The organism is Bradyrhizobium sp. USDA3516, assembly GCF_057651995.1.
In genome coordinates, this window is the sequence record NZ_JBYGYN010000005.1 from 395,192 (window position 1) to 420,077 (window position 24,886).

Consider the following 24,886-nt stretch of genomic DNA (forward strand, 5'->3'; position numbering starts at 1 on the left):
CTCCTTCGACGTGATTCTGCGGACGCGCCAGCGGCGCGACCGGTTGCCAATGCGTGCCTCGAGCCAATGTTCCGGCAAAAGGCCTGCCGTAACAGCGGCAATTTCGGGCAGTTTTCGTGAGGTGGGAACTCGGATCAGCTCCTGCGCATCTCTACTCCCGGAACCCGGGCGGTTATGATCCCGCGCGCGATTCGCCTCACCTCACAGGCCTCACCTCACAGAAAGATAGTTCATGCACATCACCGTCGCCCACATTTCGCCGATCCTGTCGTTGATTGCGGGCGTGCTCATCCTGATCATGCCGCGGCTCCTCAACCTCATCGTCGCGATCTTCCTCATCGTCAACGGCGCGATCGGGCTCGGGCTCCTGAAGTGGCTCCGCTTCTAGGCGGTTTCACTTTTCGGAACTGTCCGTCTTGCGCGGGCCCGCCCAAAATGGTGTAAGGCCCGCGATTTCCCATTCCTCTCGCAGGTTGTGTGCAAGCTATGGCCAAAGCCGCCTCGAAGCCTTCTAAAACTGCAGCGAAATCAAAGCCCTCCGCCAAGTCGAAGGCCGCGCCGGCGGCCCGCAAGGCGCTGGCCAAGAGCGCGCCGAAGCCGGTCGCCAAACCCACTGCAAAGCCGGCGGCAAAGGCAATGACCAAGGCGGCTCCGCCGAAGGTCGCGGCGAAGCCCGCGCCGAAGAAGGCTGCGCCCGCCAAGGCGGCGCCGGCAGCGGCCAAGGCCGGCAAATGGGTGTACACGTTCGGTGACGGCAAGGCCGAGGGCCGGACGGAAATGCGCGACCTGCTCGGCGGCAAGGGCGCCAACCTCGCCGAGATGGCCAATCTCGGCCTGCCGGTGCCTCCGGGCTTCACCATCCCGACCTCGGTCTGCACCTATTTCTACGAGCACGACAAGACCTATCCGAAGGAGCTGAAGCCCCAGGTTGAGAAGGCGCTCGACTATGTCGGCAAGTTGACCGGCAAGGTGTTCGGCGACACCAGGAACCCGCTGCTCGTCTCGGTGCGCTCCGGCGCGCGCGCCTCGATGCCGGGCATGATGGACACCGTGCTCAATCTCGGCCTCAACGACCAGACCGTGGAAGCGCTGGCCGAGCTGTCGGGCGACCGCCGCTTCGCCTATGACAGCTATCGCCGCTTCATCACGATGTATTCCGACGTGGTGCTCGGCTTCGAGCATCATCATTTCGAGGAGATCCTCGACACCTTCAAGGACAGCCAGGGCTACACGCTCGACACCGATCTGTCGGCCGAGGATTGGGTCGAACTGGTCGGCAAGTACAAGGACGCGGTGGCACGCGAGACCGGCAAGGAATTCCCGCAGGACCCGCACGACCAGCTCTGGGGCGCGATCGGCGCGGTGTTCTCATCCTGGATGAACGCGCGCGCGGTGACCTATCGCAAGCTGCACGACATTCCGGAATCCTGGGGCACCGCGGTCAACGTGCAGGCCATGGTGTTCGGCAACATGGGCGAGACATCGGCCACCGGCGTTGCCTTCACCCGCAACCCCTCGACCGGCGAGAGCAAGCTCTACGGCGAGTTCCTGATCAACGCGCAAGGCGAGGACGTGGTCGCGGGCATCCGCACGCCGCAGGACATCACCGAGGAGGCGCGCAAGGAGTCCGGCTCCGACAAGGCGTCGATGGAAGCGGCGATGCCGGAAGCCTTCAAGGAACTGACGCGGATCTACACGCTGCTCGAGAAGCACTACCGCGACATGCAGGACATGGAGTTCACGGTCGAGCAGGGCAAGCTCTGGATGCTCCAGACCCGCGGCGGCAAGCGCACCGCCAAGGCGGCGCTGCGCATCGCGGTCGAGCTTGCCAATGAGGGCCTGATCTCGAAGAAGGAAGCGGTGACGCGGATCGATCCGGCCTCGCTCGATCAGCTGCTGCATCCGACCATCGATCCCAACGCCAAGCGCGACGTGATCGCGACCGGCCTGCCGGCGTCGCCGGGCGCGGCCTCCGGCGAGATCGTGTTCTCCTCGGACGAGGCGGCCAAGCTTCAGGGCGACGGGCGCAAGGTCATTCTGGTCCGCATCGAGACCAGTCCGGAAGACATCCACGGCATGCACGCCGCCGAAGGCATTTTGACCACCCGCGGCGGCATGACCTCGCACGCGGCGGTGGTCGCGCGCGGCATGGGCAAGCCCTGCGTCTCCGGCTGCGGCACCATCCGCGTCGATTACGGCCGCGGCACCATGAGCATTGGTTCGCGCACATTCAAGACCGGCGACGTCATCACCATCGACGGCTCGCTCGGCCAGGTGCTCGCTGGCCGCATGCCGATGATCGAGCCGGAGCTCTCCGGCGAGTTCGGCACGCTGATGAACTGGGCCGACCAAGTCCGCAAGATCGGCGTCCGCGTCAATGGCGACACGCCCGATGACGCGCGCACCGCCATCAAGTTCGGCGCGGAAGGCATTGGCCTCTGCCGCACCGAGCACATGTTCTTCGAGGAGACGCGCATCCGCACGGTGCGCGAGATGATCCTGTCCGAGGACGAACAGTCGCGCCGCGCCGCGCTGGCCAAGCTGCTGCCGATGCAGCGCGCCGACTTCGTCGAGCTGTTCGAGATCATGAAGGGCCTGCCCGTCACGATCCGCCTGCTCGACCCGCCGCTGCACGAGTTCCTGCCGCACACCCATGCCGAGGTCGAGGAAGTGGCGCGCGCCATGAACACCGACCCGCGGCGCCTCGCCGACCGTGCCCGCGAGCTCTCGGAGTTCAACCCGATGCTCGGCTTCCGCGGTTGCCGCATCGCGATCGCATACCCCGAGATCGCCGAGATGCAGGCCCGCGCGATCTTCGAGGCGGCGGTCGAGGCGCAGAAGCGCACGGGCAAGGCTGTCGGCCTCGAGGTGATGGTGCCGCTGATCGCGACCAAGGCCGAGCTCGACCTGGTCAAGGCACGGATCGATGCCACCGCTCAGGCGGTGATGCGCGAGACCAACACCAAGCTGGCCTATCAGGTCGGCACCATGATCGAGCTGCCGCGCGCCTGCCTGCTCGCGGGCGAGATCGCGCAGTCGGCCGAGTTCTTCTCGTTCGGCACCAACGACCTGACGCAGACGACCTACGGCATCAGCCGCGACGACGCGGCGAGCTTCCTCGGTCCCTACGTTGCGAAGGGCATCCTCACGGTCGATCCCTTCATCTCGCTCGATCAGGAAGGCGTCGGCGAGCTGGTCAAGATCGGCGTCGCCCGCGGCCGCAAGACCCGCACGTCGCTCAAGGTCGGAATCTGCGGCGAGCACGGCGGCGATCCCGCCTCCGTCGCCTTCTGCCACCATATCGGTCTCGACTACGTCTCCTGCTCGCCCTACCGCGTGCCGATCGCACGGCTTGCGGCGGCGCAGGCCGCGCTCGGCAAGGCGGTCGCGAGCCAGGCGTAGGCCAAAGCGCAGACTTGAGTTGAAAGAGGCGGGGCCCAGCCCCGCCTCTTTCGTTTCAGCTTTGCAAAGGCGGATTGGAACGCGCAGCGCCCCTCACATCATCCCCGTCTCGTCCTCTTCGGCCTGCCCGATCAGCGCCTCGCTCGCGACCGCCTCGCGGCGGGGCACGACGAACATCATCACGCAGGCGCAAAGGATCGAGATCGCGAGAACCGCGGAGGTCAGCGGCAGCGTGGTTGCCGAGTGGCCGCCGAGATAGGCGCCGAACTGCGACATCAGCGCGCCAATGCCCTGCTGCAGGAAGCCCATCGCGCCCGAGGCGGTGCCGGCGGCTTCGGGACGGATGCTGATGGCGCCTGCGGCGGAATTCGCCATCACGAAGGCATTGCCGGCCATCACGATCATATGGGTGCCGAACAGCCAGGCGGGCGCCTGGTTCCAGCCGGCGAAGCTCCAGAGCAGGTTCGCAAAACTGCCGCAGAGCTGCAGGGCGAGCCCGAACCAGATCAGCTTCTCCAGCGAGTAGCGCGGCGCAAAGCGCACGCAGAGCAGGTTGCCGACCAGAAACGCAAAACCCGTCGTCGCGAACCAGGCGCCGTATTCGGCGCTGCTGCGGCCCATCTGCGTCACCACGATGTAGGGACCGCCGCCGGCGAAGGTGAAGATGATCTGGGACGCGAGCACCTGGCACATCACATAGCCGACGAAGGCGCGATTGCGGATCAGCATGCCGAGATCGCCGCGGAAGCCGCTGCCGGCGGCGCGGCTCCGGCGCGTCTCGGGCAGCGCCAAGGCGATCCCGACGGCAACGACGACGGCGGCGATGGTGATGGCGTAGAAGATCGCGCGCCAGCCGAACGCGGTTTCGATCAGACCGCCGGTGAGTGGCGAGACCATCTGCCCGATCATCAGCGCCGCGACCACGAGGCTGATCATCGAGGCGACGCGGTCGCGCTCGTAGATGTCGCGGATGATGGCCCGGCTGATCACCATGCCGGATGCCCCGCCGAGCGCCTGGAAGAACCGTGCGGCGATCAGCTGCGGCAGGGTCTGCGCGAAGATGCAGGCGACGCTGGCCGCCACCATCAGTGCAAGTCCTCCAAGCAGCACCGGACGCCGGCCGAACCGGTCCGACAGCGGACCCATGATCAGCTGCGACAGCGCGATGCCGACCATGTAGAGCGACACCGTCATCTGCGCGATCGAGATGTCGCTGCCGAAATCCGTCGCCAGCACCGGCAGTGCGGGAACCAGGATGTAGAGCGAGATCGGGGCGACCCCGGTCATCACGACCAGCAGCAACAGCACCAGACGAGACGTCGCGAGGTTGCCGGCCATGTCCGGCGGCTTGCTGATCATGCCGTGCATATCTGGTCCATCGTTCGAATTCGAATCGACTGTAGCGCGCTCACGCAAGACCGATATCGGCGATTCGGAATGCGGCTATTCGGGTTTCGGGACGGTTATGATGAGGGCACGAGGGCGACCGATTGGGCGCGTTGCTCTTGTCACAAAGTAGGTGTCATTCCCCGCGAAGGCGGGGAATCCAGTATCCCGGACCGGGAGTGATTGAGCCGAGATGGTGCAGCGTACTGGATGCCCCCGTCTTCGCGGGGCATGACAGCTCTAATGAGGAAAGAGCCTTGCGCAAACCGCGTGGCGCTATGCGCAGCGACGAGCCTACGCCTTCAGCTCCGCCGTCGCCTGATCGAGCCAGGTCTTCGTCGCCTCGTCCAGCGCCGGCCTCACCTGGTCCCGGACGCGCGCGTGATACGCGTTCAGCCAATCGAGCTCGTCGCCGCTCAGCATTGCGACATCGATCAGGCGGCGGTCGATCGGCGCGAAGGTCAGCGTCTCGAACGCGTTCATCGGCTTCTCGGCACCCTTGATGTCGGCGGCGACGACCAGCTCGAGATTCTCGATGCGGATGCCGAAGCCATCGGTCTTGTAATAGCCGGGCTCGTTGGACAGGATCATGCCGCGCTTCAGCGGCGTGGTGCCGAGCTTCGAAATACGCGCCGGTCCTTCGTGCACCGAGAGATAGCTGCCGACGCCGTGGCCGGTGCCGTGCTCGAAATCGAGCCCGGCGGCCCAGAGATATTGCCGCGCCAGCGTGTCGAGTTGCGCGCCCGTGGTGCCGTCCGGAAACACGGCGCGCGCGATCGCGATGTGGCCGCGCAGCACCCGGGTGAAACGGTCGCGCATCTCATCCGTCGGCTCGCCGACCGCCATGGTGCGCGTGACGTCGGTGGTGCCGTCTTCATATTGCGCGCCGGAATCGATCAGCAGGAGATCGCCGGGCGCGATCCGCCGGTTGCTCTTGCGGGTGACGCGGTAATGCACGATGGCGCCGTTCGGGCCGGTGCCGGAGATGGTCGGGAACGAGACGTCCTTGAGCGCGCCGGTGTCGCGGCGGAAGGTTTCCAGCGCCTCGACCGCGTCGATCTCGGTGAGCTTGCCGCTTGGCGCCTCGCGATCGATCCATGCGAGGAAGCGTGCCAGCGCCACGGCGTCGCGCAAATGAGCCGTCTTGGTGCCCTTGATCTCGGTCGCGTTTTTGACCGCCTTGAGCAGTGCGACCGGATCGCTGCCGCGCACCGGCTTGCCGCCGGCGCCGGTGATCAGCCGGCTGAGTGCGTCGGCCGCTGTTGCGTTGTCGAGCGCGATCGATCCACCGCTCTTGGCCAGCGCCATCAGCGTCGGCGCCATTGCCTCCGGTTCGCGCACGTCGGCGGACTGCTCGAGATGGTCGCGTGTGAGGTTGGAGAGCTTGCGATGGTCGATGAAGATGGTGGGGCGGCCGTCCTTCGGCACCAGCGCGTAGGATAGCGGCAGCGGCGTATGGGCGACGTCGGCGCCGCGGATGTTGAAGGTCCAGGCCACGGCGTGGCTGTCCGACAGCACCAAGGCGTCGGCGCCGAGCTTGGCGATCTCGGCCCTGATCTGCGTCAGCTTCTCCGCTTCAGGGACACCGGCATGCTGGAGGCTGTGCACCGCGACGGGGGCGAGCGGTGGCTGCGGCCGGTCCTGCCAGATCGCGTCGATCGGATTGCTGTCGACGGCGACCAGCTCGGCCCCGGCCTTGGCACAGGCTGCGGCCAGCCGTTCGGCTGCCGAAAAAGTGTGCAGCCACGGATCAAATCCGAGGCGGTCGCCGGCTTTCAGATGCGCCGCCACCCAGCTCTCCGGCGGCGGGTCGATCAGCGATTCCACCGCCCACGCCTTGGCGTCGGCCTGCTTGGCCGCTTGCAGCGTGTAGCGGCCGTCGACGAACAGTGCAGCCTCGTGCGGCAGAACCATTGCCAGGCCCGCCGAGCCGGTAAAGCCGGTCAGCCAGGCGAGCCGCTCTTCCGATGGCGGCACATATTCGTTCTGCTGCTGATCGGCACGTGGCACGACGAAGCCGGTCAGCTTGCGACGGGCAAGCTCTTCGCGAAGTGCGGCCAGTCGCGCCGCCAAGGCGACGCCGGCCTCCGGCTCCTCGAATGTCTGGAAGTGCGCTTCGAACATGGTGGATCACTTTAGGATCATGGGGATCGATCCGCAATGTAGACGCATTTGCGTCGCATCTGGCATGGACTGTGCTTGAATAGTTCCATTCGAATTGAGTGGAGTAAAGGATGCGGCAGTTGCGCTTCGTCCGGATAACAGGGAAATTCGAGCGGGTGGTTCATCTCAACGGCGAGGGGACACACGATGCCAGCGTTCACCTTTGAGAAGATTTCGCCGCCGGCGCGCCGTACCCCGACAGCGACGGCACCGAAGAAGCCGCGCGGCCTCATCAGCCAGCTGATCGACCGCTTCGCCGAGCGCCGCGCCAAACGCGCCTTGCAGCGGCAACGCACGTCACGCCGCGACGAGAGGCCGGCGGAGTAGCGCGCGGCGAGGGAGCGCACCGCGCCGCGGACGCGCTTTACCCCACCTTCCTCAGCAACAGGCTGCTCCACCCCTCGATGCGCAGATGCTTCACCGGCACGAGGCCGCGCGCGCGGTAGGCTGCGATCACGGCGGGCGCCTGGTGCGTCAGGAGGCCGGAGAGGATGACGCGGGCGCCGGGAGCAAGGTGCCGCAGCATCGGGCCGGCCAATTGCCGCAACGGATTGGCGAGGATATTGGCGAGCACCAGGTCGAACGGGCCTGCGCGCGCAAAATCCGGCGCGGCAAAGCCGGTGGCGCGGATCACCCGCACATGGTGGCCGACCTCGTTCAGCCTGGCGTTCTCGGCCGCCACCCGTACCGATGGCGGATCGATGTCGGAAGCCAGCACCGCGCGATGCAGCGCCTTCGCCGCCGCGATCGCCAGCACGCCCGTACCGGTGCCGAGATCGAGCAGGTTCCCCGGGCGGGAACTCTTCAAGACATGGTCAAGCAGAAGTAAACAGCCGCGCGTCGTGCCATGGTGACCGGTGCCGAAGGCAAGCGCCGCCTCGATCTCGATGGCGAGCTTGTTCGGCGCCACACGGTCGCGATCGTGGCTGCCGTGCACGACGAAGCGGCCGGCCGGGACCGGGACGAGATCTTCAAGGCTGGCCTTGACCCAGTCCTTGGCTTCGACGGTGTCGAAGACGAGCGTTGCGGCGATCTCATTTCCTGCTGAACTAACAATGAGTTCGCGCAGCCATGCCTGATCTGGCGGATCGGCGAAATGCAACGTGACGTCCCACCGTCCATCGGGCCGTTCGAACGCGGCGACCGCCGCATCGCCGTCGAAAAACACCTCGGTGAGCACGTCGACGACGCGCTTGGCGTCGGCTTCGCTGCCGATCGAAAAGCTGGCGCGATGGGTGGGAGAGAGCTCCATTTAGGGTTCCGTCGGGTTCAATTTTTGGAACTTTTGAGGTGCCGTTTCCGGATAAGTTGAGCTTCCCCCATTAACGCACCTGTAGCGTGTGCCACGTACATTTGCGGATGTACAAGCAAATCAACACAGCTTGGAATTGAACGGAGGTGAAACTTGAAGCGCATGATTCAGAAGTTCTGGTCGGATGAGGCCGGTGCAACCGCGATCGAATATGGCCTAATCGCCGCGGGTATCGCCCTGGCGATCATCACCGTGGTGAACGGCCTGGGCACCACCATGAACGAGAAGTTCAGTTCGATTAGCACCTCCTTGAAGTAATTTCCGCCGGCTTTCTTCAAAAGCTGTTTGTGATCATCGCCCGCTGGGGCTGGGGCTTTCCTTGGCGGGCGAAGTCGTTTTTGTCGCCCGACTTCACAGCTTATCCGCCCGCTTGTCCGGACCTTATCCACCACTTTTCCCGCAATCGCCCCGCCGATTTTCCACCGGCTTTCCCCAGGACCGCTCCTCCCCGTCTCGCAGGCATCCTCACAGGCCTTTCGACAGCCTGTCCACAGCCAATCCACAGCCTTATCCACGGCTTCCGAACAACGAGCGATGGTCGCGCAGGATCGCCTGCGCGGCGTTGTGGCCGGGCGCGCCGGTGACGCCGCCGCCGGGATGGGCGCCCGAGCCGCAGTGGTAGAGGCCTCTCAGCGGCCCGCGATAATCGGCGTGGCCCAGCATCGGCCGCGCCGAGAACAGCTGGTTCAATGTCAGCGCGCCGTGGAAGATGTCGCCGCCGAGCAGCCCGAATTGCCGCTCGAGATCGAGTGGAGACAGGATCTGGCGGCCGAGCACGCTCGCCGCGAAGCCCGGGGCGTACTTATCCACCGTCGCGATCATGAGATCGGCGACCTCGTCGCGATGGTCGTCCCAGGACCTGCCACCGGAAAGCTCCGGGGCGACATGCTGGCAGAACAGGCTCGCGACATGCTTGCCGGCCGGGGCCAGGGTGTCGTCGAGCGTCGAGGGGATCAGCATTTCCACCACGGGCTCGCGGCTCCAGCCCTGCGCGCGCGCGTCGCCCCAGGCGCGGTCCATATAGCCGAGACTCGGCGCCAGGATGATGCCGGAGGTGAGGTGATCGCCCTCGCCTGAGAGCGCCGTGAAGGAGGGCAGGCGGTCGAGCGCCACGTTCATGCGGAAGGTGCCGGAGCCGTTCTTCCAATGCCGTATGCGGGCGAGGAAGTCCGCAGGCACAGCATCGGCTGCGATCAGGCGCGTGTAGAGCAGCTTCGGATTGACATTGGCCGCGACATATTTCGCGCGGATGGAAGAGCCGTTCTCCAGCACGACGCCGACGGCGCGATCGCGCTCGACGATGATCTTGCGCACGCCTGCTTCCGTGTCGATCACGACGCCGCGGTCGCGTGCCGCGCGCGCCATCGCCTGCGTGATCGCGCCCATGCCGCCGATGGCGTGGCCCCACACGCCCTTCTTGCCGTTCACCTCCCCGAACGCGTGATGCAGCATCACATAGGCCGAGCCGGCGGCGTAGGGGCTGGCATAATTGCCGACGATGGCGTCGAAGCCGAACAGCGCCTTGACCAGATCGTGCTCGAAACGTTCATCCAGTATCTCGCCGGCCGAGCGGGTGAACAGATCAAGCAGGCTGCGGCTCTGTTCCAGCGTCAGGCCACGCAGAATGTTGGCGCTCTGCAAAGCGTTCACGGCCTCCCGGATCGCGTTGGTGCCAAAACCGTCGAGCAGGTTCGGAGGCGCGCGCAGCACGAACCGCCTGAGCACGTCGGCGATGTCTTCCAGCTCGCGCGCGAAGCCGTCGAGGGCTTCGGCATCATGCGCGCTGAGCCGCGCCACCGAGGCTTTCGTCCGTCCCTCGCCGGTGAGGAGATAGCTGCCATCCGGCGCGGGCAGAAAATTCTGCGCACGCCGCTCGACGATGCGCAGACCTTGCTCGGCGAGCCTGAGGTCACGGATCACCTGCGGATTGAGCAGGCTTACGGTGTAGGCGGCGACAGAATTGCGAAAGCCGGGGTGAAACTCCTCCGTCACCGCGGCACCGCCGACCACCTCGCGCCGTTCGACCACGCGCACGCGCAGGCCCGCCATCGCGAGATAGGCCGCGCAGGTGAGGCCGTTGTGGCCCGCGCCGATGATGATGACGTCGGTATCGGTCATGAAGGATTCAAGGCCCGGTCTGCTGTCATTCCGGGGCTCGCGAAGCGAGAACCCGGAATCTCGAGGTTCCGGGCTCGATGCTTTGCATCGCCCCGGAACGACCCTCTTATATCAAGCATCGCCTGCTGCAACATCACGCCACACTTTATTGCCCGTGCAGGCGCCTTGTGCTCCATTGCGCGCGGTCCGGCGCCCGCCGGGGTTTGAGCCGGAGCTTCCATGGATTCGATCGTGCAACCCGCCGCCACGGAGCAGCCGTCGTCGTCGCGTAACCGGCTGCTGCTGACGGTCTACACTGCTGCGATCTTCGTCAGCGCTCTGCTGCTGTTCTCGGTGCAGCCGCTGTTCACCAAGATGGTGCTGCCGCGGCTCGGCGGCTCGCCGGCGGTGTGGTCGGTGGCCATGGTGTTCTTCCAGTCGCTGCTGCTGGCCGGCTATGCCTATGCGCATCTGCTGATGCAGGCGCGGAACCGGATCGTCCCCGTCGCGGTGCATCTGGTGCTGCTGCTCGCCGCCTTCGCCACGCTGCCGCTCGGCATCGCCTCCGCCTATGGCGAGCCGCCGGCTTCGGGCTACGCTTTCTGGCTGCTCGGCCTGTTCGCGGTCTCGATCGGGTTGCCGTTCTTCGCGCTCGCCGCCAACAATCCGCTGCTGCAGGCCTGGTTCGTCCGCACCGGCCATCCGGCCGGCCATGATCCCTATTTCCTCTATGCCTCCTCCAACATCGGCAGCTTCCTCGCGCTGCTGTCCTATCCGTTCCTGCTGGAGCCGATGTTCACGCTGCAGATGCAGAACCGGTTCTGGACCGCGGGTTACGCTCTCCTGATCCTGCTGATCGGTGCTTGCGGCGTGCTGCTTTTGCGTTCGCCGAAGCTGGTAGTGGCGATGGATGCGAGGGCCGAGGACGTGGACACGCCGGCGCCCAGTCTCTTGACGCGGCTGCGCTGGATCTTCCTCGCGGCCGTACCGTCCGGTCTGCTCATTGCGGTGACCGCGCACATCTCCACCGATGTCGCCGCGGCGCCGCTGCTCTGGGTGCTGCCGCTGTCACTGTATCTGCTGACATGGGTCGTCGTGTTCCAGTCGCGACCGCTGCTGCCGCACAAGTGGATGCTGATGCTCCAGCCGGTGGCGATTGCCGGTGTGGTGCTTCTGCTGGCCTATGGTGGCGAGCAGAACCTGCTGCTGACGCTCGGCGGGCATCAACTCTGCTTCTTTGTCATCGCCATGGCCTGCCACGGCGAGCTGGCCCGGACGCGGCCTGCTGCCAAATACCTTACCGGCTTCTATGTCGCGCTGTCGTTCGGCGGCATGGTCGGCGGCTTGTTCGCAGGGCTGGTTGCGCCCTATACCTTCTCGTGGATCGCCGAATATCCGATCCTGATCGCGCTCGCCGCGCTGTGCCGTCCATCCGCGAACGAACGCTTTGCGGGCATCGCCCGATGGTACTGGCTGGCGCTCGCCGCGCTGGCGGTGGCGCTCGTGGCTCCCGCCTATACGACAGGCGACCTCACGACCTGGTTCGAGGATCATCGCGTCTGGGTCGCAGGCAGCGTCGGCGCTCTGGCCGCGCTGCTCGCGCTGGTCCTCAACGCCGACCGCTGGAAGATCTTCGCCACCGTCGCGCTCGCGCTGGTGTTGATCCGCGCCTATCCCGCGGACGACGGCCGCGTCACCACCGTGCGCAGCTTCTTCGGCGTGCACAAGATCGTGGTGACGCCCGGCGGCTATTTTCATGTGCTGATGCACGGCACCACCATCCATGGCGCCGAGCGTTTCCGCAACAATGACGGCACGCCTGTGACCGGCCGGCCCGAGCCGATCACCTATTATCACAAGGACGGGGGCATCGGTCAGGCCGTCAGCGCGATCCGCGAGCGCAAGGGCGCGCCGCTGAAGGTCGCCGCGATCGGCGTCGGCTCCGGCACGCTCGCCTGCGCCGCCGAGCCGGGGGAGGACTGGACCTTCTTCGAGATCGACCAGTCCATGGTCGATGCGGCGCGCGACCCCAGGAATTTCCGCTACATCTCGAGCTGCATGCCGGACATGAAGCCCGTCATCGGCGATGCGCGTCTCACCTTCGCCAAGGAGCGCGACGGCGCCTACGATCTCATCATCGTCGATGCCTATTCGTCCGATGCGATCCCGATCCACCTTGCGACCGAAGAGGCGATGAAGATCTACAAGGACAAGCTCGCGCCGCACGGTGCCGTGGTGATGCACGTCTCCAACCGGCATCTCGATCTCGAAACCGTGGTCGTCGGCATTGCCGACGCCAACGATCTCAAGAGCTGGGTCTTCAACGAGGATTCGGGTCGCGATTCCGACTACATCTTCTCGACCGACGTCGTCATCTCCGCGCGCGAGGAGGCCGACATCGGCAAGCTCGCATCCTCCAAGCAATGGGAGCAGACCGAAGCCGACGACAGGGCGCGGGTCTGGACCGACGACTATTCCAACATCCTGGGTGCGCTGTATCGGCGTTGGAAGGACGGCGAGTAGGGGACGTTACGAAGAGTCTCGTGCCCCGGACGCAGCGCAGCGCTCTTCAGCGGTGCGCTGCAGAGCCGGGGCCCACAATTCTGGGTCCCGGCTCTGCGTCGCGTCATTTCATGCCGCGCCGCGTCCGGGACACGAGACCGGTCCTACGGCTCGACCGGCGTCCCCGTCGGCAGCGCAAACCCCTTCTCGCCGGCGACCTGCCGCAGCAGGTCCGGTCGGTCCGAAATGATGCCGTCGACGCCGATCTCGATCATCCGCGCCATGTCTTCACGCTTGTTCACCGTCCAAACCACGACGCGCAGCCCGAGCGCATGGGCCTCGGTAACCAGCGCCGCCGTCACGTCGCCGAAATAGGGTGACCAGGTCGCCCCGCCCGCAGCTTTGATCGTCCGCGGCAGCGAGCCGCCGTGATCGGCCGGGCTGAAGCCCGCCGTCCAGTTTGTCGCCTTGTCGAGCGTCACCGTCGGAGCCAGGCAGCGCTGGATCGTCAGGTACACGGTTGGGATCTTCGGCGCCTGCTGCTGGACGAGCAGCAGGGTCCGCCAGTCGAACGACTGGATCATGACGCGGTCGGAGAATCCTTCCGACTCGATCAACCCGAGCAGCTTTGCGACGAAGGCCTGCGGATCCAGCGTCTCATCCGCATGGTTCGGATCGATCTTGGTTTCGATGTTGAAGCCTACCCGCGTGTTGCCGGACTTGCGCACCAGCGCGAACAGCTCGCGCAAGGTGGGAATGCGCGTCTCCGGCAGCGCACGTTGGTCGGGGAATTGTCGCGAGTAGGCGCTGTCGGGGCGGATCCGGCCGACGTCATAGGTCCTGACCTCGTCGAGCCGCAGCTTGACGAAAGGCGTGCCGGGCGGAGCGACGTAGGCCCCATCGGGTCGCCGTGCGAGATCGGGATTGAGCCCGCGCTCATGCGCGACGATGACTTCGCCGTCGGCGGTGACGCCGACGTCGAGCTCCAGCGTGTCCACGCCCATCGTCAGCGCATGGGCGAAGGCGGGCAGGGTGTTTTCCGGCAAAAGCGCCCGCCCGCCGCGATGTGCCTGGAGGTCGAAGGCCAAATCAGATCCCATGGCTTGTCCGGCAGCGAGAATCGAGAGCAGCGCCAGGATTGTCGTGGCACGTGACGGCATGATGCCTCGACGGTTAAGGCGGTTCGTGGTTGCCGCGTCAGTTCTGATAGTAATATCCGCGCGGCTGGTAAACTTGCCGTGGCTGCGGCTGATAATAATAGCCCTGCGACCCGTAGTGCTGGTCGTAATAGGGCTGCGGCTGCTGCTGATAGACCTGCGCGTCGTAAAGCGGGCGGTTGGCCGAGCGCGGCGCCGGATAACGCGCGCCGGTGTCGCTGCCGTCGGCCGGATAGATATAATTGTCGTCCTGCGGCATGTAGCGCCGCTGCGCCGGCGGCGTCAGGTTCGCCGGGGCGCCGGTCGTGGCGTATTGGTCTTCAGCCGGCTGCGGGGCGCGGGCCACCGCAGTGTTGTTACGGCCGCGCGGATTGCGCGCCAGGGCCACCTGTGCCGAGCCGGTCAGCGTCACCGTGGTGTTGAGCACGCCCTGCTGCTGCACCAGCGCAAAGAGCGTCGAGGCGTTCTGGCGCGACAGGCGCACGCAGCCATGGGATGCCGGCGAGCCGAGCCGGCCGACCGAGTCCGTGCCGTGGATGGCGTGCCCGACCTTGGTGAAGAAGATCGCGTGCGGCATCGGCGCGTCGTCGAATTCCTTGGAGTAGTGATCCTCTTCCATGCGGAAGGCCCGGAAGGCGCCGTTCGGCGTCTCGCGCGAGGGGATGCCGGTGGATACCGGCCAGTGGTAACGCGCGACCCCGTCGATGGCGACGGTCATCTGCTGGTTATCCTTGTCGACGGTGATCTCGACCTTGGCCTGCGCGGTGCCCGCGCTCAAAAGCATCAGGGATGTAAATGCAATGAAAAACGAACGCATCTGACTTCTGGCCTCCGGCCTGTTCATGCTGGCGCCGCGACTCTCCGTCCCCCGGCGTGCATTATGCCTGCAGCCCGGCGTTGGTTCCAGCGGCCAGCCTGCGCATCGTTAACCTGGCGCCGGGCGTAAGCAAGGCCGCTTTGTGCCGCGCCGGCCGGCGGCGCTGACATTTTCGCGAGCGCCGCGCGATCAGTTCTTGAGACGGTATCCGGTCCGGAAAATCCACCAGATCACGACCAGGCAGATCACCAGGAAGGCCAGCGTCATGCCGATGCTGACGGACACGCTGACGTCGGCGATCTCGTAGAAGCTCCAGCGGAAGCCCGAGATCAGATAGACGACCGGGTTGAGCAGCGCGACCGAGCGCCAGGCGGGCGGCAGCATGTCGATGGAATAGAAGCTGCCGCCGAGGAAGGTGAGCGGCGTCACCACCAGCATCGGAATCATCTGCAGCTTCTCGAAGCCGTCGGCCCAGATGCCGATGATGAAGCCGAACAGGCTGAACGTCACCGCCGTCAGCACCAGGAAGGTCAGCATCCAGACCGGATGCTGGATATGCAGCGGCACGAACAGGCCGGCGGTCGCCAGGATGATCAGGCCCAGGATGATCGACTTGGTGGCGGCGGCGCCGACATAGCCGAGCACGATCTCGTAGTAGGAGATCGGCGCCGACAGGATCTCGTAGATCGTGCCGGTGAATTTCGGGAAGTAGATGCCGAAGGAGGCGTTGGCGATGCTCTGCGTCAGCACCGAGAGCATGATCAGGCCCGGCACGATGAAGGTGCCGTAGCTGACACCCTCGACTTGGCTGATGCGCGAGCCGATGGCGGCGCCGAACACCACGAAATAGAGCGAGGTCGAGACCACCGGCGAGACGATGCTTTGCAGCAGCGTGCGCCAGGTGCGCGCCATTTCGAACAGGTAGATGGCTCGGATGGCGCGGTGGTTCATGACGTCCTCACGAGGTCGACGAAGATGTCCTCGAGCGATGATTGCGTCGTATCGAGGTCGTTGAAGCGGATGCCGGCGGCGCGCAAATCGCCGAGCAGGCTGGTGATGCCGGTGCGCTCGCCCTGGGTGTCGTAATCGTAGACCAGCGTCGCGCCGCCGTCGCAGAGCTCGAGCTCGTAATGGCTGAGGCTTTCCGGCAACGCCGTCACCTTGTTCTGCAGATGCAGCGTCAGGCGCTTCTTGCCGAGCTTCTGCATCAAGGTGGTCTTGTCCTCGACCAGCACGATCTCGCCCTTGTTGATGACGCCGATGCGGTCGGCCATCTCCTCGGCTTCCTCGATGTAATGCGTGGTGAGGATGATGGTGACGCCGGACTGCTGAAGCCCGCGCACCACCTCCCACATGCCCTTGCGCAGCTCGACGTCGACGCCGGCGGTCGGCTCGTCCAGGAACAGGATCTGCGGCTCGTGCGACAAGGCCTTGGCGATCATCACGCGGCGCTTCATGCCGCCGGAGAGCGTGATGATCTTGTTGTCCTTCTTGTCCCACAGCGAGAGGTCCTTCAGCACCTTCTCGATGTGATCGGGGTTCTTCGGCTTGCCGAACAGGCCGCGTGAGAAGCTCACGGTCGCCCACACGCTCTCGAAGGCGTCGGTGTGCAATTCCTGCGGCACGAGGCCGATCAGCGAGCGCGCCTTGCGGTAGGAGGTCTGGATGTCCTCGCCGCCGACCAGGACGCGGCCCTCGCTCGGATTGGCGATGCCGCAGATGATCGAGATCAGCGTGGTCTTGCCGGCGCCGTTGGGGCCGAGCAGCGCAAAAATTTCGCCGCGCTTGATGTCGAGATTGACGTTGTTGAGCGCCTTGAAGCCGGACCCATAGGTCTTCGACAGATTGGCGACGGAGATGATGGAAGACATGATGGCCGCGAGGCTGAGGAGCAAAGGCTGGGGAGGGGGCCGGACCACCCAGGAGGGGCAGGTCGGCGGAGCCCTGAAATAGGAACGCCATTGTCCCTCCGCAATTCCCCGGAGAAAAATGGTCTCAAAACGGGCGGTTCAATGGCATGTTCCGGGCAAGTGTTGCGCGATGGTCACGGCTTGCCGCTAAGATTGTCGCTCACGCGGCTCTTTGTTGCGTCTGCGAGCGCGCCGTGGCTACGATTCCGGCCAATCGCGAAGCGTATTGTCTCCAGGGAAAACATCGATGAGACCGAACGGCCGTCACACCGCGGGCGCCAGCCAGCTGTCCGCCCTCCGTGCGTGGGCGGTGGGCCTGCTCCTGCTGTCAGCTGTTGCCATCAGCCCGACCACCGCCAAGGCCGCGCCGAGCCAGGCTGCGGCCGCGACCACGCATGTCTATCTGCTCCGCGGCGTGCTCAACATCTTCTCGCTCGGCCTCGACACGATCGGCGCCCGCCTCCAGGCGCAGGGTATCCCCGTGACCGTCGCCAATTTCGTGTCCTGGTCCTCGCTCGCCGATGAAGCGGCGGCTGCCTACAAGGCCGGCCGGCTCAAGACCATCGTCCTGGTCGGCCACTCCTCCGGTGCGACCGCGCTGCCCGACATGATCGCCAAGCTGAACCAGCTCGGCGTGCCCGTGAAGCTCGCGATCGGCCTCGACTCCGTGTTCAAGACCAAGCTCTCGACCGGCGCGGAACGCTACATCAACATCTATATCGGTGACGGCCCCGGCGAGCCGGTGCGGGCCGCGGCCGGGTTCCGCGGCAAGCTCGACAATGTCGACGTCCGCGGCACCGGCGTCGGCCACATCTCGATCGACAAGAACGAGGCGATCCAGCGCCGCGTCATCGCCGAGATCGACGCCGCCATCATGCGCTCGCGCGCCCCGGCTGTCCCCGTTGCCGAGCCCGGCGCACCGCGGCCCGCGCGCGCGGCGGCGGCGACGGCGCCGGCGAGGAACTGAGTCGTCGCGCATCCTCCCGCGTGATGCCGCCTAGGCTGGCGTCACGCGTATCGGTATGCTCTCCAGCCCGCGCAAGGAATTGTTGAGCCTGCGCTTCGGCTCTGCCGTGAGCTCGATCGTCTTCACGCGCCTTGCGAGCTCGCCGAAGATCAATTCGCCCTCCAGACGCGCGATCATCTGGCCGACGCAGGCGTGGATGCCGGTGCCGAAGCCGACATGGCCGGTTGCGAGCCGCTCGACCTCGAAGCGATCGGCTCTGTCCCAGCGCGCGGGATCGCGATTGGCGGAGGCCATGAACAGCAGCACCTTGCGGTGCGCCGGGATCACGTCGCCGCCGATCTCGACATCGCGCGAGGTGGTGCGAAAGAACGTCTGCACCGGTGAATCGTAGCGCAGACCTTCCTCGAAAGCGTTGCGTGCCAATTCCGGCCTGTGATGCAGCTTGCGGTACTCGTCGGGATGGGTGGCGAGTGCGAGCAGGGTGTTGCCGATGCCGTTGACGGTGGTGTCGATCCCCGCCGTGAGGAACGGCCGCACCAGATGCGTCGCCTCGTGCTCGGTGATCTCGCCCTCGTCGGCCGCCTGGTAGATCATCATGCCGAGGCTGTCGGGCCGAAGCGCGTCCCGCGCACAACATTCCATGATCCAGCTCTGCGCGGCGAGGCCGTCCTGCCGCGACGCCGCGAGGATCTCGTTCTCCGGACCGAAGCTGTTGAATACGAACGTGCTCCAGGCGAGCAGCTTCTCGCGTCCATCGGGGCGGATGCCGATCGCGTCCGGAAACACCTTCATCGGATAGGCTTCCGCGAGATCGGTCACGGCATCGAACGTGCCTTTGTCGATCAGCTCCGAAACCTTCTTCTCCGCCTCGTGCTGGAACGTCTCGCGCAGCTTCCTTGCGACGCCCGGAGATAGCGTGCGGCCGAGCACGCGGCGGCCCTTGTCATGGTCGGGCGGATCGATCTGCAGCGTCAGCGGCTTTGGCAGCGCAGGGTTCATGCCGTGGAGGCCGACACCTTCGCCACTGATGAACGTCTTCCAGTCCTTCAGGGCCGCTTCGACTTCGGCATAGCGGGCCATGGCCCACACGCCGTAGCGCTCCACCTCGAACACCGGCCCGATGGCGCGCAGCGCCTCATAGGCGGGATAGGGATCCGTCAGGAAGCCGGGCGCGAACGGATCGGCCGGACTGGATGCAACGCCGCTCATGGTCAGTTCCGAACTGCTATTGCTTTGCGAGCGGGCACTGACCGTCACTCTCGGACCGGAACGCGTCCTCGCCCTTGATCGTGGCAACGACCTTCAGCAGATCCCAGGTGGAGGTCGACTCATCGGGAGCCTTGACCTGCAAAAGATAGAGCGGATGAATCTTGCGTCCATCCTTGCGGATATAGCCCTTGCCGAACAGCGGATCGTCGGTCGGCATCGCCTTCATCGCAGCGACGACGGCCTTGCCGTCCTTGGCACTGCCAGCCTTGTCGACGGCCTTGAGATAGTGAATGACCGAGGCATAGACGCCGGCCTGCATGTCGTTCGGATAGGCCTTCGAGGGAATCCGTTCGGCGAAGCGCTTCGCGAAAGCACGCGTGCCGTCGGTCAGATCCCAGTAGAACGGATTCATGATCTGCGCGCCCTGCGCAAACTTGAGCCCAAGCGCGGGAAGGCCGTTCATGCCGAGGATCAATCCGACCAGCTTGTGATCCTTCGTCAGCCCGAACTCGGCAGCCTGCTTCATCGAGGTGATGGTATCGTCCCCTGCATTGGCGAATGCGATGACGCCCGCGCCCGACGCCTGGGCTTGGAGCAGGAATGAGGCGTAATCAGCCGTCCCCAGCGGATGCCGCACGCTGCCGAGCACCTCGCCGCCGGAGGCTTTCACGGCCTCCGCAGCCTGCTTCTCCAGATCGTGGCCGAAGGCATAGTCCGCAGTGATGAAGAACCACTTCTTGCCGCCCTGCTGCACGATCGCTTTGCCGAGGCCGCGCCCGTAGGAATAGGTGTCGTAGGTCCAGTGCACGGTGTTCGGCGTGCATTTCTCGCCGGTCAGCAGAACCGTGCCGGCGCCGGATCCGACGAACACCTTGTTCTTCTCGGCGCTCATGCCGGCCACCGCGAGCGCGATCGACGAGTTCGGGATGTCGAAGATCGCATCGACGCTCTCGTTCTCGTACCAGCGCCGGGCGATGCCGATCCCGATGTCGGTCTTGTTCTGGTGATCGGCCGCGACGACTTCCACCGGTTTGCCGGCAGCCCTTCCGCCATAGTCTTCGACGGCCATCTTGGCGGCGACGACCGAGCCGATGCCCTGATAACTCGCGAACGGACCCGATTGGTCGTTCAGGATGCCGATCCTCACGGCGTCCTGGGCGAATGCCGGCGCGGCCGTGAGCACCACCGCCAACGTGCATAATTTATGCAGGAATTTGCTGTTCATTGTGTCCCTCCCATGCGCGGTCTTGGTGCCGCTGAATAATAGTTATATTTTATAGCTATTTTTGAGAGTGTCAATTCGGCCGATCTGTGGCCGCGGATTGAGGATCATGAGCCCGAAAACCGTCAGACCCGGAGCAAAGTCCGCATCGCCGCCGGAGAGTTCGCTGGACCTGCGCGCGCTCCAGCGCACGCCCGGCTTCATGCTGCGCCTCGCGCAGCTGAAGTTCTTCGAAGGGTTCTATGAGGAGTTCGCCGCCTTGGGCCTGACGCCCGCGACCTATGCGATCTTCGTCGTCATTCGCGACAATCCGGGCGTTCCCCCCAGCAGCCTTGCCAGCCTGCTTCGGCTGCGCCTGCCGAACCTGATCAAGATCCTGAACGGGCTCGAATCGTCCGGCTTCATCAAGCGCAACCGATCGAAGTCCGATCGCCGCGCCGTCGAGCTGAAGCTCACGCCGAAGGGCGCAAAACTCATTCACGACGGGGCAAGCCTGACGGAGCCGTATAATCGGAAGATGTTGGCTCGACTGAGCGAGGCCGAGCAGCGCACGCTGCTCGACTTGCTGAACCGGATGCTGCCGCTTTAGGTCCTTTGCGAGGTCAGTCTGAGACCAATCGTCGCAAGGCGGCTTCAGAGCGAGTCAGCGTGAAGGGTCGCCGGGTAGGGGGACGGCCGGTTCCCCGTGCCCCAAAATCCACCCAATCGGTGGTCACTAAGCCCGTCAGGGGAGGCCGTTGCCTCCCGTGGTGGGACTGCTGGACTGATGATTCATTCGAGGCGACTGGTCGCGCTTGCAGCAGTCGTGCTGCTTGCCCTCGGCACGGGCACGGCCGCGGCTTCGCCGCCCAAGTCCAAGGCCACCGCCGCCGCACCCGCGACCCCCGCCGCGCCGCCGCCTCCGCCGTTCGAGCCGTTGCCGCCGCCGAAGATCTACCTGTTTCGCGGCGCCATGGGCCCGATCTTCTCGACCGGCATGGATCGGCTCGAAGAGAAGCTAGCGAAGGCTGGCTTCTCGGCCAACGTCTACGAATTCACCATCTGCCGGTGGATCGGCGATCGCGCCATCTCCAGCTATAAGGAATCGCCGGCCCCGATCGTGCTGATCGGCCATTCCATGGGCGGGCTGTGCTCGATCGTCATCTCCGAGATGGCGGCCAAGGAGAACGTCCCGATCAGCCTCGTCATCGCCATCGATCCCGCGCATGCGACCGGCGATGTGCCCCTCAACGTCGAGCGCTTCATCAACATCTTCCTGTCCGACAGCGTGCTCGGCGGCGGCGACGTCGTGGCTGTTCCGGGCTTCCGCGGCCATTACGCCAGCTATGACCTCAAGCAAAATGCGCGCGTCAGCCACATCAACATCGAGAAGTCCGACGATATCCATCGTCAGATCGTCGAGATGGTGACGCAGCTGCCGCGCATTCCGCCGCAGACGCAGGTCGATGCCGTGCCGCTGCGCTATCTCGTGCCGGCGGATACGCTGGTCGAATTGTGGGACAGCGGCGTGCGGGTGCCGGTGCGCCGCGGCGACACCATGGAGAGCATCGCCGCCGCCAACCGCGTGCCGCTGTGGACGCTCGCGCAGAGCAACTCGCTGCCCGAGAACGCGCAGCTGACGCCGGGCCAGACCATCATCGTCCCTCGCCACCTGACACCGCCCGAGCCGGCCGCCGCGATGGCCACGCCGCCGGCGCCACCGGCGGCGCGGAGGTAGGGCTTTCGCCTCTCCCGCCTGCGGCTACACATTCGATCCGTGAATCGCATCGATCACGGCATCGGTCACTTCCTTCGTGGTCGCCTTGCCCCCGACGTCGGGCGTCAGCACGCCCGCGGCGCAGACGCGCTCGACGGCGGTCATCAGGCGTAAGGCGGCATCCTTCTCGCCGAGATGCTCGAGCATCTGCGCGCCGGTCCAGAACGTCGCAACCGGGTTGGCGATGCCCTTGCCGGTGATGTCGAAGGCCGAGCCGTGGATCGGCTCGAACATCGAGGGGAAGCGGCGCTGCGGATCGATGTTGCCGGTCGGCGCGACGCCAAGGCTTCCCGCCAGCGCGCCGGCGAGATCGGAGAGGATGTCGGCGTGCAGGTTGGTCGCGACGATGGTGTCGAGGCTCTTCGGATGCAGCGTCATGCGCACCGTCATGGCGTCGACCAGCATCTTGTCCCAGGTCACGTCGGGGAATTCGCCGGCGACCTCGGCCGCGATCTCGTCCCACATCACCATGCCGTGGCGCTGTGCGTTCGACTTGGTCACGACAGTCAGGAATTTGCGCGGGCGCGACTGCGCGAGCTGGAACGCATAGCGCATGATCCGCGTGACGCCGACGCGGGTGAAGATGGCGACTTCGGTGCCGACCTCTTCCGGCAGGCCCTTGTGGGCGCGGCCGCCCATGCCGGCATATTCGCCTTCCGAATTCTCGCGCACGATCACCCAGTCGAGATCGCCGACGCCGACATTGCGCAGCGGCGAGGCGACGCCCGGCAGGATCTTGGTCGGCCGCACATTGGCGTATTGGTCGAAACCCTGGCAGATCGGCAGCCGCAGGCCCCATAGGGTGATGTGGTCGGGCACATCGGGGGCGCCGACTGCGCCGAAATAGATCGCGTCGAACTTCTTCAGCTCGTTGAGGCCGTCGGCCGGCATCATCACGCCGTGCTTCTTGTAATAGTCCGAGCCCCAGTCGAACGTCTTGACGTTGAAGGCGAGGTCGCCGCTGCGCTTGGCCAGTGCCTCCAGCACGCGGACACCGGCCGAGATCACCTCGGGGCCGATGCCGTCGGCGGGAATGGCTGCGATCGAATGGGTGCGCATGGGAGGCTCCGTTTGAGAAAGTGCCGGCCTGTCTGACCGTCTGCGTCGGCGGCGAATCTAGATGAGAGTGCAGGGCACATTCAATTGGTGCTGGTTTATACAAAAAAATGATACAATCCTCGCCGCGAGACGAGAGGATTTTCCGAAAATGGAATTGCACCAGCTCCGATGCTTCGTGGCAACGGCCGAGCAACTGCATTTCGGCCGCGCGGCGCAGCAGCTTCAGATGCTGCCCTCTGCGCTCGGCCGCCAGATCCGGCTGCTGGAGGAAGACCTGGGCGCGCGGCTGTTCGCGCGGACGACGCGCGCGGTGTCGCTCACTGAGGACGGCGCGACGCTGCTGCGCGATGCCCGCGCCATCCTCGCCAAGGTCGAGGCGGTCGAGAGCAACCTCCGCAATCGCTCGCGCGCGGGGGCCCCGCGGCGGCTGCGGATCGGTGCCATCGACAGCGCGGCGGCGGGACTGTTGCCCCCGCTCCTGCGCGATTTCCGCGCCAGGCATCCTGACATCGCGGTGCAGCTCCTCGAAGACAAGACGGTCCGGCTGCTGCCGAAGATTCTGACCGGCGCGCTCGATCTTGCCTTCGTGCGTCCGCCTGACCGGCCGGACAAGCGGCTTGAATTCCGCGACCTGCTTCAGGAGAGCGCGATCGTCGCGTTCCCGCGGCGGCACGCGCTGGCCGGACGCAAAGCGATCACGCTGGCGGATATCGCCCAGGAGGCGATGCTGGTGCCGGACCGCCGCTCGCGGCCGCATAGTCACGACCTCACGGTCAAGCTGTTCGAGCAGGCCGGCCTGACGCCGCGCGTCGTTCAGGTCGCCGACGAGAAGCAGACCATCATCAACCTCGTCGCTACGAAACTCGGGGTCGCCATCGTGCCGCGCTGGACCGCACGGATGGCGGCGACCGGTGTGCGCTTCGTGCCGCTTCGGCCGAGGCAGAGCGGGCCGGTCGGCCGGCTGCCGCTTGCCGCCGCCTGGCTGCGCGGCTCGCGCGATCCGGCCCGCGATGCCATGCTGGCGGTTCTGGAAGCCCGCCTGCGCAGCTATGCGCGGGAGGCGTGAGCGGCTATGACATCGGTCAGGACAGAGGGATGGTGATGACGGATCGGAATGCGTCGAGCGAATTGCGGGTGGCCATTGCAGGGCTGGGTTCGATCGGTACCAAGATTGCAACCGCGCTCGATCAGGGCATCGAGGGCCTGTCGCTCGCCGCCGTGGCAGTGCGGGATCCCTCCAAGCACCAAACCTTCATCGACAGCTTGCGCCGCCCGCCGAAAATCCTGCCGCTCGACCAGCTCGGCGAGGCCGCCGAGATCGTCGTCGAGTGCGCGCCGAGCAGCCAGCTGCGTGCGATCGTCGAGCCGGCGGTGAAGCGCGGCAAGGCCGCTGTCGTGGTCAGCGTCGGCGGCCTGCTCGACAATTTCGATCTCGTCGATCTCGCCCGTGCCAATGGCGGCCGCATCCTCGTGCCGACCGGCGCGCTGATCGGTCTCGACGCCGTCAACGCCGCCGCGATCGGCACCATCCACTCCGTGAAGATGGTCACGCGCAAGCCGATCGACGGCTTGAAGGGCGCGCCGTTCATCGTCCAGAACGACATCGACATCGACAATCTGCGCGAGCCGCTGAAACTGTTCGAAGGCAGCGCGCGCGAAGCCGCGAAGGGCTTTCCGGCCAACGTCAACGTCGCGGTTGCGTTGTCGCTGGCGGGCATCGGGCCTGATCGCACCCAAATCCAGGTTTGGGCCGACCCGACCGTGACGCGCAACGTTCACCGCATCGAGGTCGAGGCGGATTCGGCGCGCTTCTCGATGGGCATCGAGAACATCCCGTCCGAGAATCCCAAGACCGGTTTGATCACCGCGCTGTCGGTGATCGCGCTGCTCCGCAAGCAGCGTGCCACGCTCTGCGTCGGGACGTGAG

At 65.6% G+C, this 24,886-nt stretch carries 21 protein-coding genes; 10 read left to right on the forward strand and 11 right to left on the reverse strand.

The annotated features are described in order from the left end of the window. Positions 1–232 precede the first annotated feature (232 nt). Positions 233–388: a DUF3096 domain-containing protein gene (locus AC24YW_RS18870; RefSeq protein WP_008562090.1), complete on the forward strand. Its 156-nt coding sequence runs from the start codon at positions 233–235 to the stop codon at positions 386–388. Between the two features lie 98 nt (positions 389–486). Next, positions 487–3,402 (forward strand): pyruvate, phosphate dikinase, encoded by a 2,916-nt coding sequence (ppdK, locus tag AC24YW_RS18875; RefSeq protein WP_487484117.1) that lies wholly within the window; start codon positions 487–489, stop codon positions 3,400–3,402. A gap of 93 nt (positions 3,403–3,495) precedes the next feature. Here the strand turns inward: ppdK and AC24YW_RS18880 are convergent, their stop codons facing one another. Next, on the reverse strand, positions 3,496–4,770 hold the full coding sequence (locus tag AC24YW_RS18880) for a multidrug effflux MFS transporter (protein WP_487484118.1): 1,275 nt from the start codon (positions 4,768–4,770) through the stop codon (positions 3,496–3,498). Positions 4,771–5,082: 312 nt separating this feature from the next. Continuing rightward, positions 5,083–6,912: a M24 family metallopeptidase gene (locus AC24YW_RS18885; RefSeq protein ID WP_487484119.1), complete on the reverse strand. Its 1,830-nt coding sequence runs from the start codon at positions 6,910–6,912 to the stop codon at positions 5,083–5,085. A gap of 186 nt (positions 6,913–7,098) precedes the next feature. On the opposite strand from AC24YW_RS18885, the gene AC24YW_RS18890 reads away from it, so the two are divergent. Further along, complete coding sequence (locus AC24YW_RS18890) at positions 7,099–7,278, forward strand: hypothetical protein (protein WP_487484120.1); 180 nt, start codon at positions 7,099–7,101, stop codon at positions 7,276–7,278. A gap of 37 nt (positions 7,279–7,315) precedes the next feature. On the opposite strand, the gene AC24YW_RS18895 is transcribed toward AC24YW_RS18890, so the two are convergent. Then, positions 7,316–8,203 carry a 50S ribosomal protein L11 methyltransferase gene (locus AC24YW_RS18895; RefSeq protein WP_487484121.1) on the reverse strand — a complete coding sequence of 296 codons (888 nt, stop codon included), beginning with the start codon at positions 8,201–8,203 and terminating at the stop codon, positions 7,316–7,318. Positions 8,204–8,365: 162 nt separating this feature from the next. On the opposite strand from AC24YW_RS18895, the gene AC24YW_RS18900 reads away from it, so the two are divergent. Next, positions 8,366–8,521: a Flp family type IVb pilin gene (locus AC24YW_RS18900; RefSeq protein ID WP_487484233.1), complete on the forward strand. Its 156-nt coding sequence runs from the start codon at positions 8,366–8,368 to the stop codon at positions 8,519–8,521. A gap of 249 nt (positions 8,522–8,770) precedes the next feature. On the opposite strand, the gene AC24YW_RS18905 is transcribed toward AC24YW_RS18900, so the two are convergent. Continuing rightward, positions 8,771–10,381, reverse strand: a complete 1,611-nt coding sequence (locus tag AC24YW_RS18905) for a phytoene desaturase family protein (protein ID WP_487484122.1) — start codon at positions 10,379–10,381, stop codon at positions 8,771–8,773. Between the two features lie 219 nt (positions 10,382–10,600). On the opposite strand from AC24YW_RS18905, the gene AC24YW_RS18910 reads away from it, so the two are divergent. Further along, positions 10,601–12,883 (forward strand): fused MFS/spermidine synthase, encoded by a 2,283-nt coding sequence (locus AC24YW_RS18910; protein ID WP_487484123.1) that lies wholly within the window; start codon positions 10,601–10,603, stop codon positions 12,881–12,883. A 143-nt stretch (positions 12,884–13,026) separates the two neighbouring features. Here the strand turns inward: AC24YW_RS18910 and AC24YW_RS18915 are convergent, their stop codons facing one another. The 4 genes from AC24YW_RS18915 to AC24YW_RS18930 form a co-directional block, all read right to left on the reverse strand. After that, positions 13,027–13,962, reverse strand: a complete 936-nt coding sequence (locus AC24YW_RS18915) for a glycerophosphodiester phosphodiesterase (RefSeq protein ID WP_487484124.1) — start codon at positions 13,960–13,962, stop codon at positions 13,027–13,029. A gap of 97 nt (positions 13,963–14,059) precedes the next feature. Then, on the reverse strand, positions 14,060–14,836 hold the full coding sequence (locus tag AC24YW_RS18920; RefSeq protein WP_487484125.1) for a L,D-transpeptidase: 777 nt from the start codon (positions 14,834–14,836) through the stop codon (positions 14,060–14,062). Between the two features lie 189 nt (positions 14,837–15,025). Then, positions 15,026–15,787, reverse strand: coding sequence for an ABC transporter permease (locus tag AC24YW_RS18925; protein ID WP_487484126.1), 762 nt, complete (start codon positions 15,785–15,787; stop codon positions 15,026–15,028). Continuing rightward, the gene (locus AC24YW_RS18930) at positions 15,784–16,707 is read right to left on the reverse strand and encodes an ABC transporter ATP-binding protein (protein WP_487484127.1); all 924 of its coding nucleotides are present in this window, start codon (positions 16,705–16,707) and stop codon (positions 15,784–15,786) included. The genes AC24YW_RS18925 and AC24YW_RS18930 overlap by 4 nt, the downstream gene beginning before the upstream one ends. Positions 16,708–16,993: 286 nt before the next feature. On the opposite strand from AC24YW_RS18930, the gene AC24YW_RS18935 reads away from it, so the two are divergent. Beyond that, entirely contained in the window at positions 16,994–17,713 is a 720-nt protein-coding gene (locus AC24YW_RS18935; RefSeq protein WP_487484128.1) for a hypothetical protein, read from the forward strand. 30 nt (positions 17,714–17,743) lie between these two features. Here the strand turns inward: AC24YW_RS18935 and AC24YW_RS18940 are convergent, their stop codons facing one another. Then, positions 17,744–18,922 carry a cytochrome P450 gene (locus tag AC24YW_RS18940; protein WP_487484129.1) on the reverse strand — a complete coding sequence of 393 codons (1,179 nt, stop codon included), beginning with the start codon at positions 18,920–18,922 and terminating at the stop codon, positions 17,744–17,746. Between the two features lie 16 nt (positions 18,923–18,938). Further along, positions 18,939–20,147 carry an ABC transporter substrate-binding protein gene (locus AC24YW_RS18945; protein WP_487484130.1) on the reverse strand — a complete coding sequence of 403 codons (1,209 nt, stop codon included), beginning with the start codon at positions 20,145–20,147 and terminating at the stop codon, positions 18,939–18,941. A gap of 106 nt (positions 20,148–20,253) precedes the next feature. On the opposite strand from AC24YW_RS18945, the gene AC24YW_RS18950 reads away from it, so the two are divergent. Then, complete coding sequence (locus tag AC24YW_RS18950) at positions 20,254–20,733, forward strand: MarR family winged helix-turn-helix transcriptional regulator (RefSeq protein WP_487484131.1); 480 nt, start codon at positions 20,254–20,256, stop codon at positions 20,731–20,733. A gap of 177 nt (positions 20,734–20,910) precedes the next feature. After that, positions 20,911–21,861, forward strand: a complete 951-nt coding sequence (locus tag AC24YW_RS18955) for a LysM peptidoglycan-binding domain-containing protein (RefSeq protein WP_487484132.1) — start codon at positions 20,911–20,913, stop codon at positions 21,859–21,861. A 24-nt stretch (positions 21,862–21,885) separates the two neighbouring features. On the opposite strand, the gene AC24YW_RS18960 is transcribed toward AC24YW_RS18955, so the two are convergent. Further along, positions 21,886–22,959 carry a tartrate dehydrogenase gene (locus AC24YW_RS18960; protein ID WP_487484133.1) on the reverse strand — a complete coding sequence of 358 codons (1,074 nt, stop codon included), beginning with the start codon at positions 22,957–22,959 and terminating at the stop codon, positions 21,886–21,888. 148 nt (positions 22,960–23,107) lie between these two features. On the opposite strand from AC24YW_RS18960, the gene AC24YW_RS18965 reads away from it, so the two are divergent. Together AC24YW_RS18965 and AC24YW_RS18970 are read left to right on the forward strand one after the other, a co-directional pair. Then, a complete protein-coding gene (locus tag AC24YW_RS18965) occupies positions 23,108–24,025 on the forward strand; it encodes a LysR family transcriptional regulator (RefSeq protein WP_487484134.1) in 918 nt (305 codons plus the stop codon). A gap of 35 nt (positions 24,026–24,060) precedes the next feature. Beyond that, positions 24,061–24,885: an aspartate dehydrogenase gene (locus tag AC24YW_RS18970; protein WP_487484135.1), complete on the forward strand. Its 825-nt coding sequence runs from the start codon at positions 24,061–24,063 to the stop codon at positions 24,883–24,885. Position 24,886: the final 1 nt, after the last annotated feature.

Coding starts and splice junctions, on each gene's coding strand:
- AC24YW_RS18870 (WP_008562090.1), top strand. CDS start 233: ATGCACATCACCGTCGCCCACATTTCGCCGATCCTGTCGTTGATTGCG.
- ppdK (WP_487484117.1), top strand. CDS start 487: ATGGCCAAAGCCGCCTCGAAGCCTTCTAAAACTGCAGCGAAATCAAAG.
- AC24YW_RS18880 (WP_487484118.1), bottom strand. CDS start 4,770: ATGCACGGCATGATCAGCAAGCCGCCGGACATGGCCGGCAACCTCGCG.
- AC24YW_RS18885 (WP_487484119.1), bottom strand. CDS start 6,912: ATGTTCGAAGCGCACTTCCAGACATTCGAGGAGCCGGAGGCCGGCGTC.
- AC24YW_RS18890 (WP_487484120.1), top strand. CDS start 7,099: ATGCCAGCGTTCACCTTTGAGAAGATTTCGCCGCCGGCGCGCCGTACC.
- AC24YW_RS18895 (WP_487484121.1), bottom strand. CDS start 8,203: ATGGAGCTCTCTCCCACCCATCGCGCCAGCTTTTCGATCGGCAGCGAA.
- AC24YW_RS18900 (WP_487484233.1), top strand. CDS start 8,366: ATGATTCAGAAGTTCTGGTCGGATGAGGCCGGTGCAACCGCGATCGAA.
- AC24YW_RS18905 (WP_487484122.1), bottom strand. CDS start 10,381: ATGACCGATACCGACGTCATCATCATCGGCGCGGGCCACAACGGCCTC.
- AC24YW_RS18910 (WP_487484123.1), top strand. CDS start 10,601: ATGGATTCGATCGTGCAACCCGCCGCCACGGAGCAGCCGTCGTCGTCG.
- AC24YW_RS18915 (WP_487484124.1), bottom strand. CDS start 13,962: ATGGGATCTGATTTGGCCTTCGACCTCCAGGCACATCGCGGCGGGCGG.
- AC24YW_RS18920 (WP_487484125.1), bottom strand. CDS start 14,836: ATGCGTTCGTTTTTCATTGCATTTACATCCCTGATGCTTTTGAGCGCG.
- AC24YW_RS18925 (WP_487484126.1), bottom strand. CDS start 15,787: ATGAACCACCGCGCCATCCGAGCCATCTACCTGTTCGAAATGGCGCGC.
- AC24YW_RS18930 (WP_487484127.1), bottom strand. CDS start 16,707: ATGTCTTCCATCATCTCCGTCGCCAATCTGTCGAAGACCTATGGGTCC.
- AC24YW_RS18935 (WP_487484128.1), top strand. CDS start 16,994: ATGAGACCGAACGGCCGTCACACCGCGGGCGCCAGCCAGCTGTCCGCC.
- AC24YW_RS18940 (WP_487484129.1), bottom strand. CDS start 18,922: ATGAGCGGCGTTGCATCCAGTCCGGCCGATCCGTTCGCGCCCGGCTTC.
- AC24YW_RS18945 (WP_487484130.1), bottom strand. CDS start 20,147: ATGAACAGCAAATTCCTGCATAAATTATGCACGTTGGCGGTGGTGCTC.
- AC24YW_RS18950 (WP_487484131.1), top strand. CDS start 20,254: ATGAGCCCGAAAACCGTCAGACCCGGAGCAAAGTCCGCATCGCCGCCG.
- AC24YW_RS18955 (WP_487484132.1), top strand. CDS start 20,911: ATGATTCATTCGAGGCGACTGGTCGCGCTTGCAGCAGTCGTGCTGCTT.
- AC24YW_RS18960 (WP_487484133.1), bottom strand. CDS start 22,959: ATGCGCACCCATTCGATCGCAGCCATTCCCGCCGACGGCATCGGCCCC.
- AC24YW_RS18965 (WP_487484134.1), top strand. CDS start 23,108: ATGGAATTGCACCAGCTCCGATGCTTCGTGGCAACGGCCGAGCAACTG.
- AC24YW_RS18970 (WP_487484135.1), top strand. CDS start 24,061: ATGACGGATCGGAATGCGTCGAGCGAATTGCGGGTGGCCATTGCAGGG.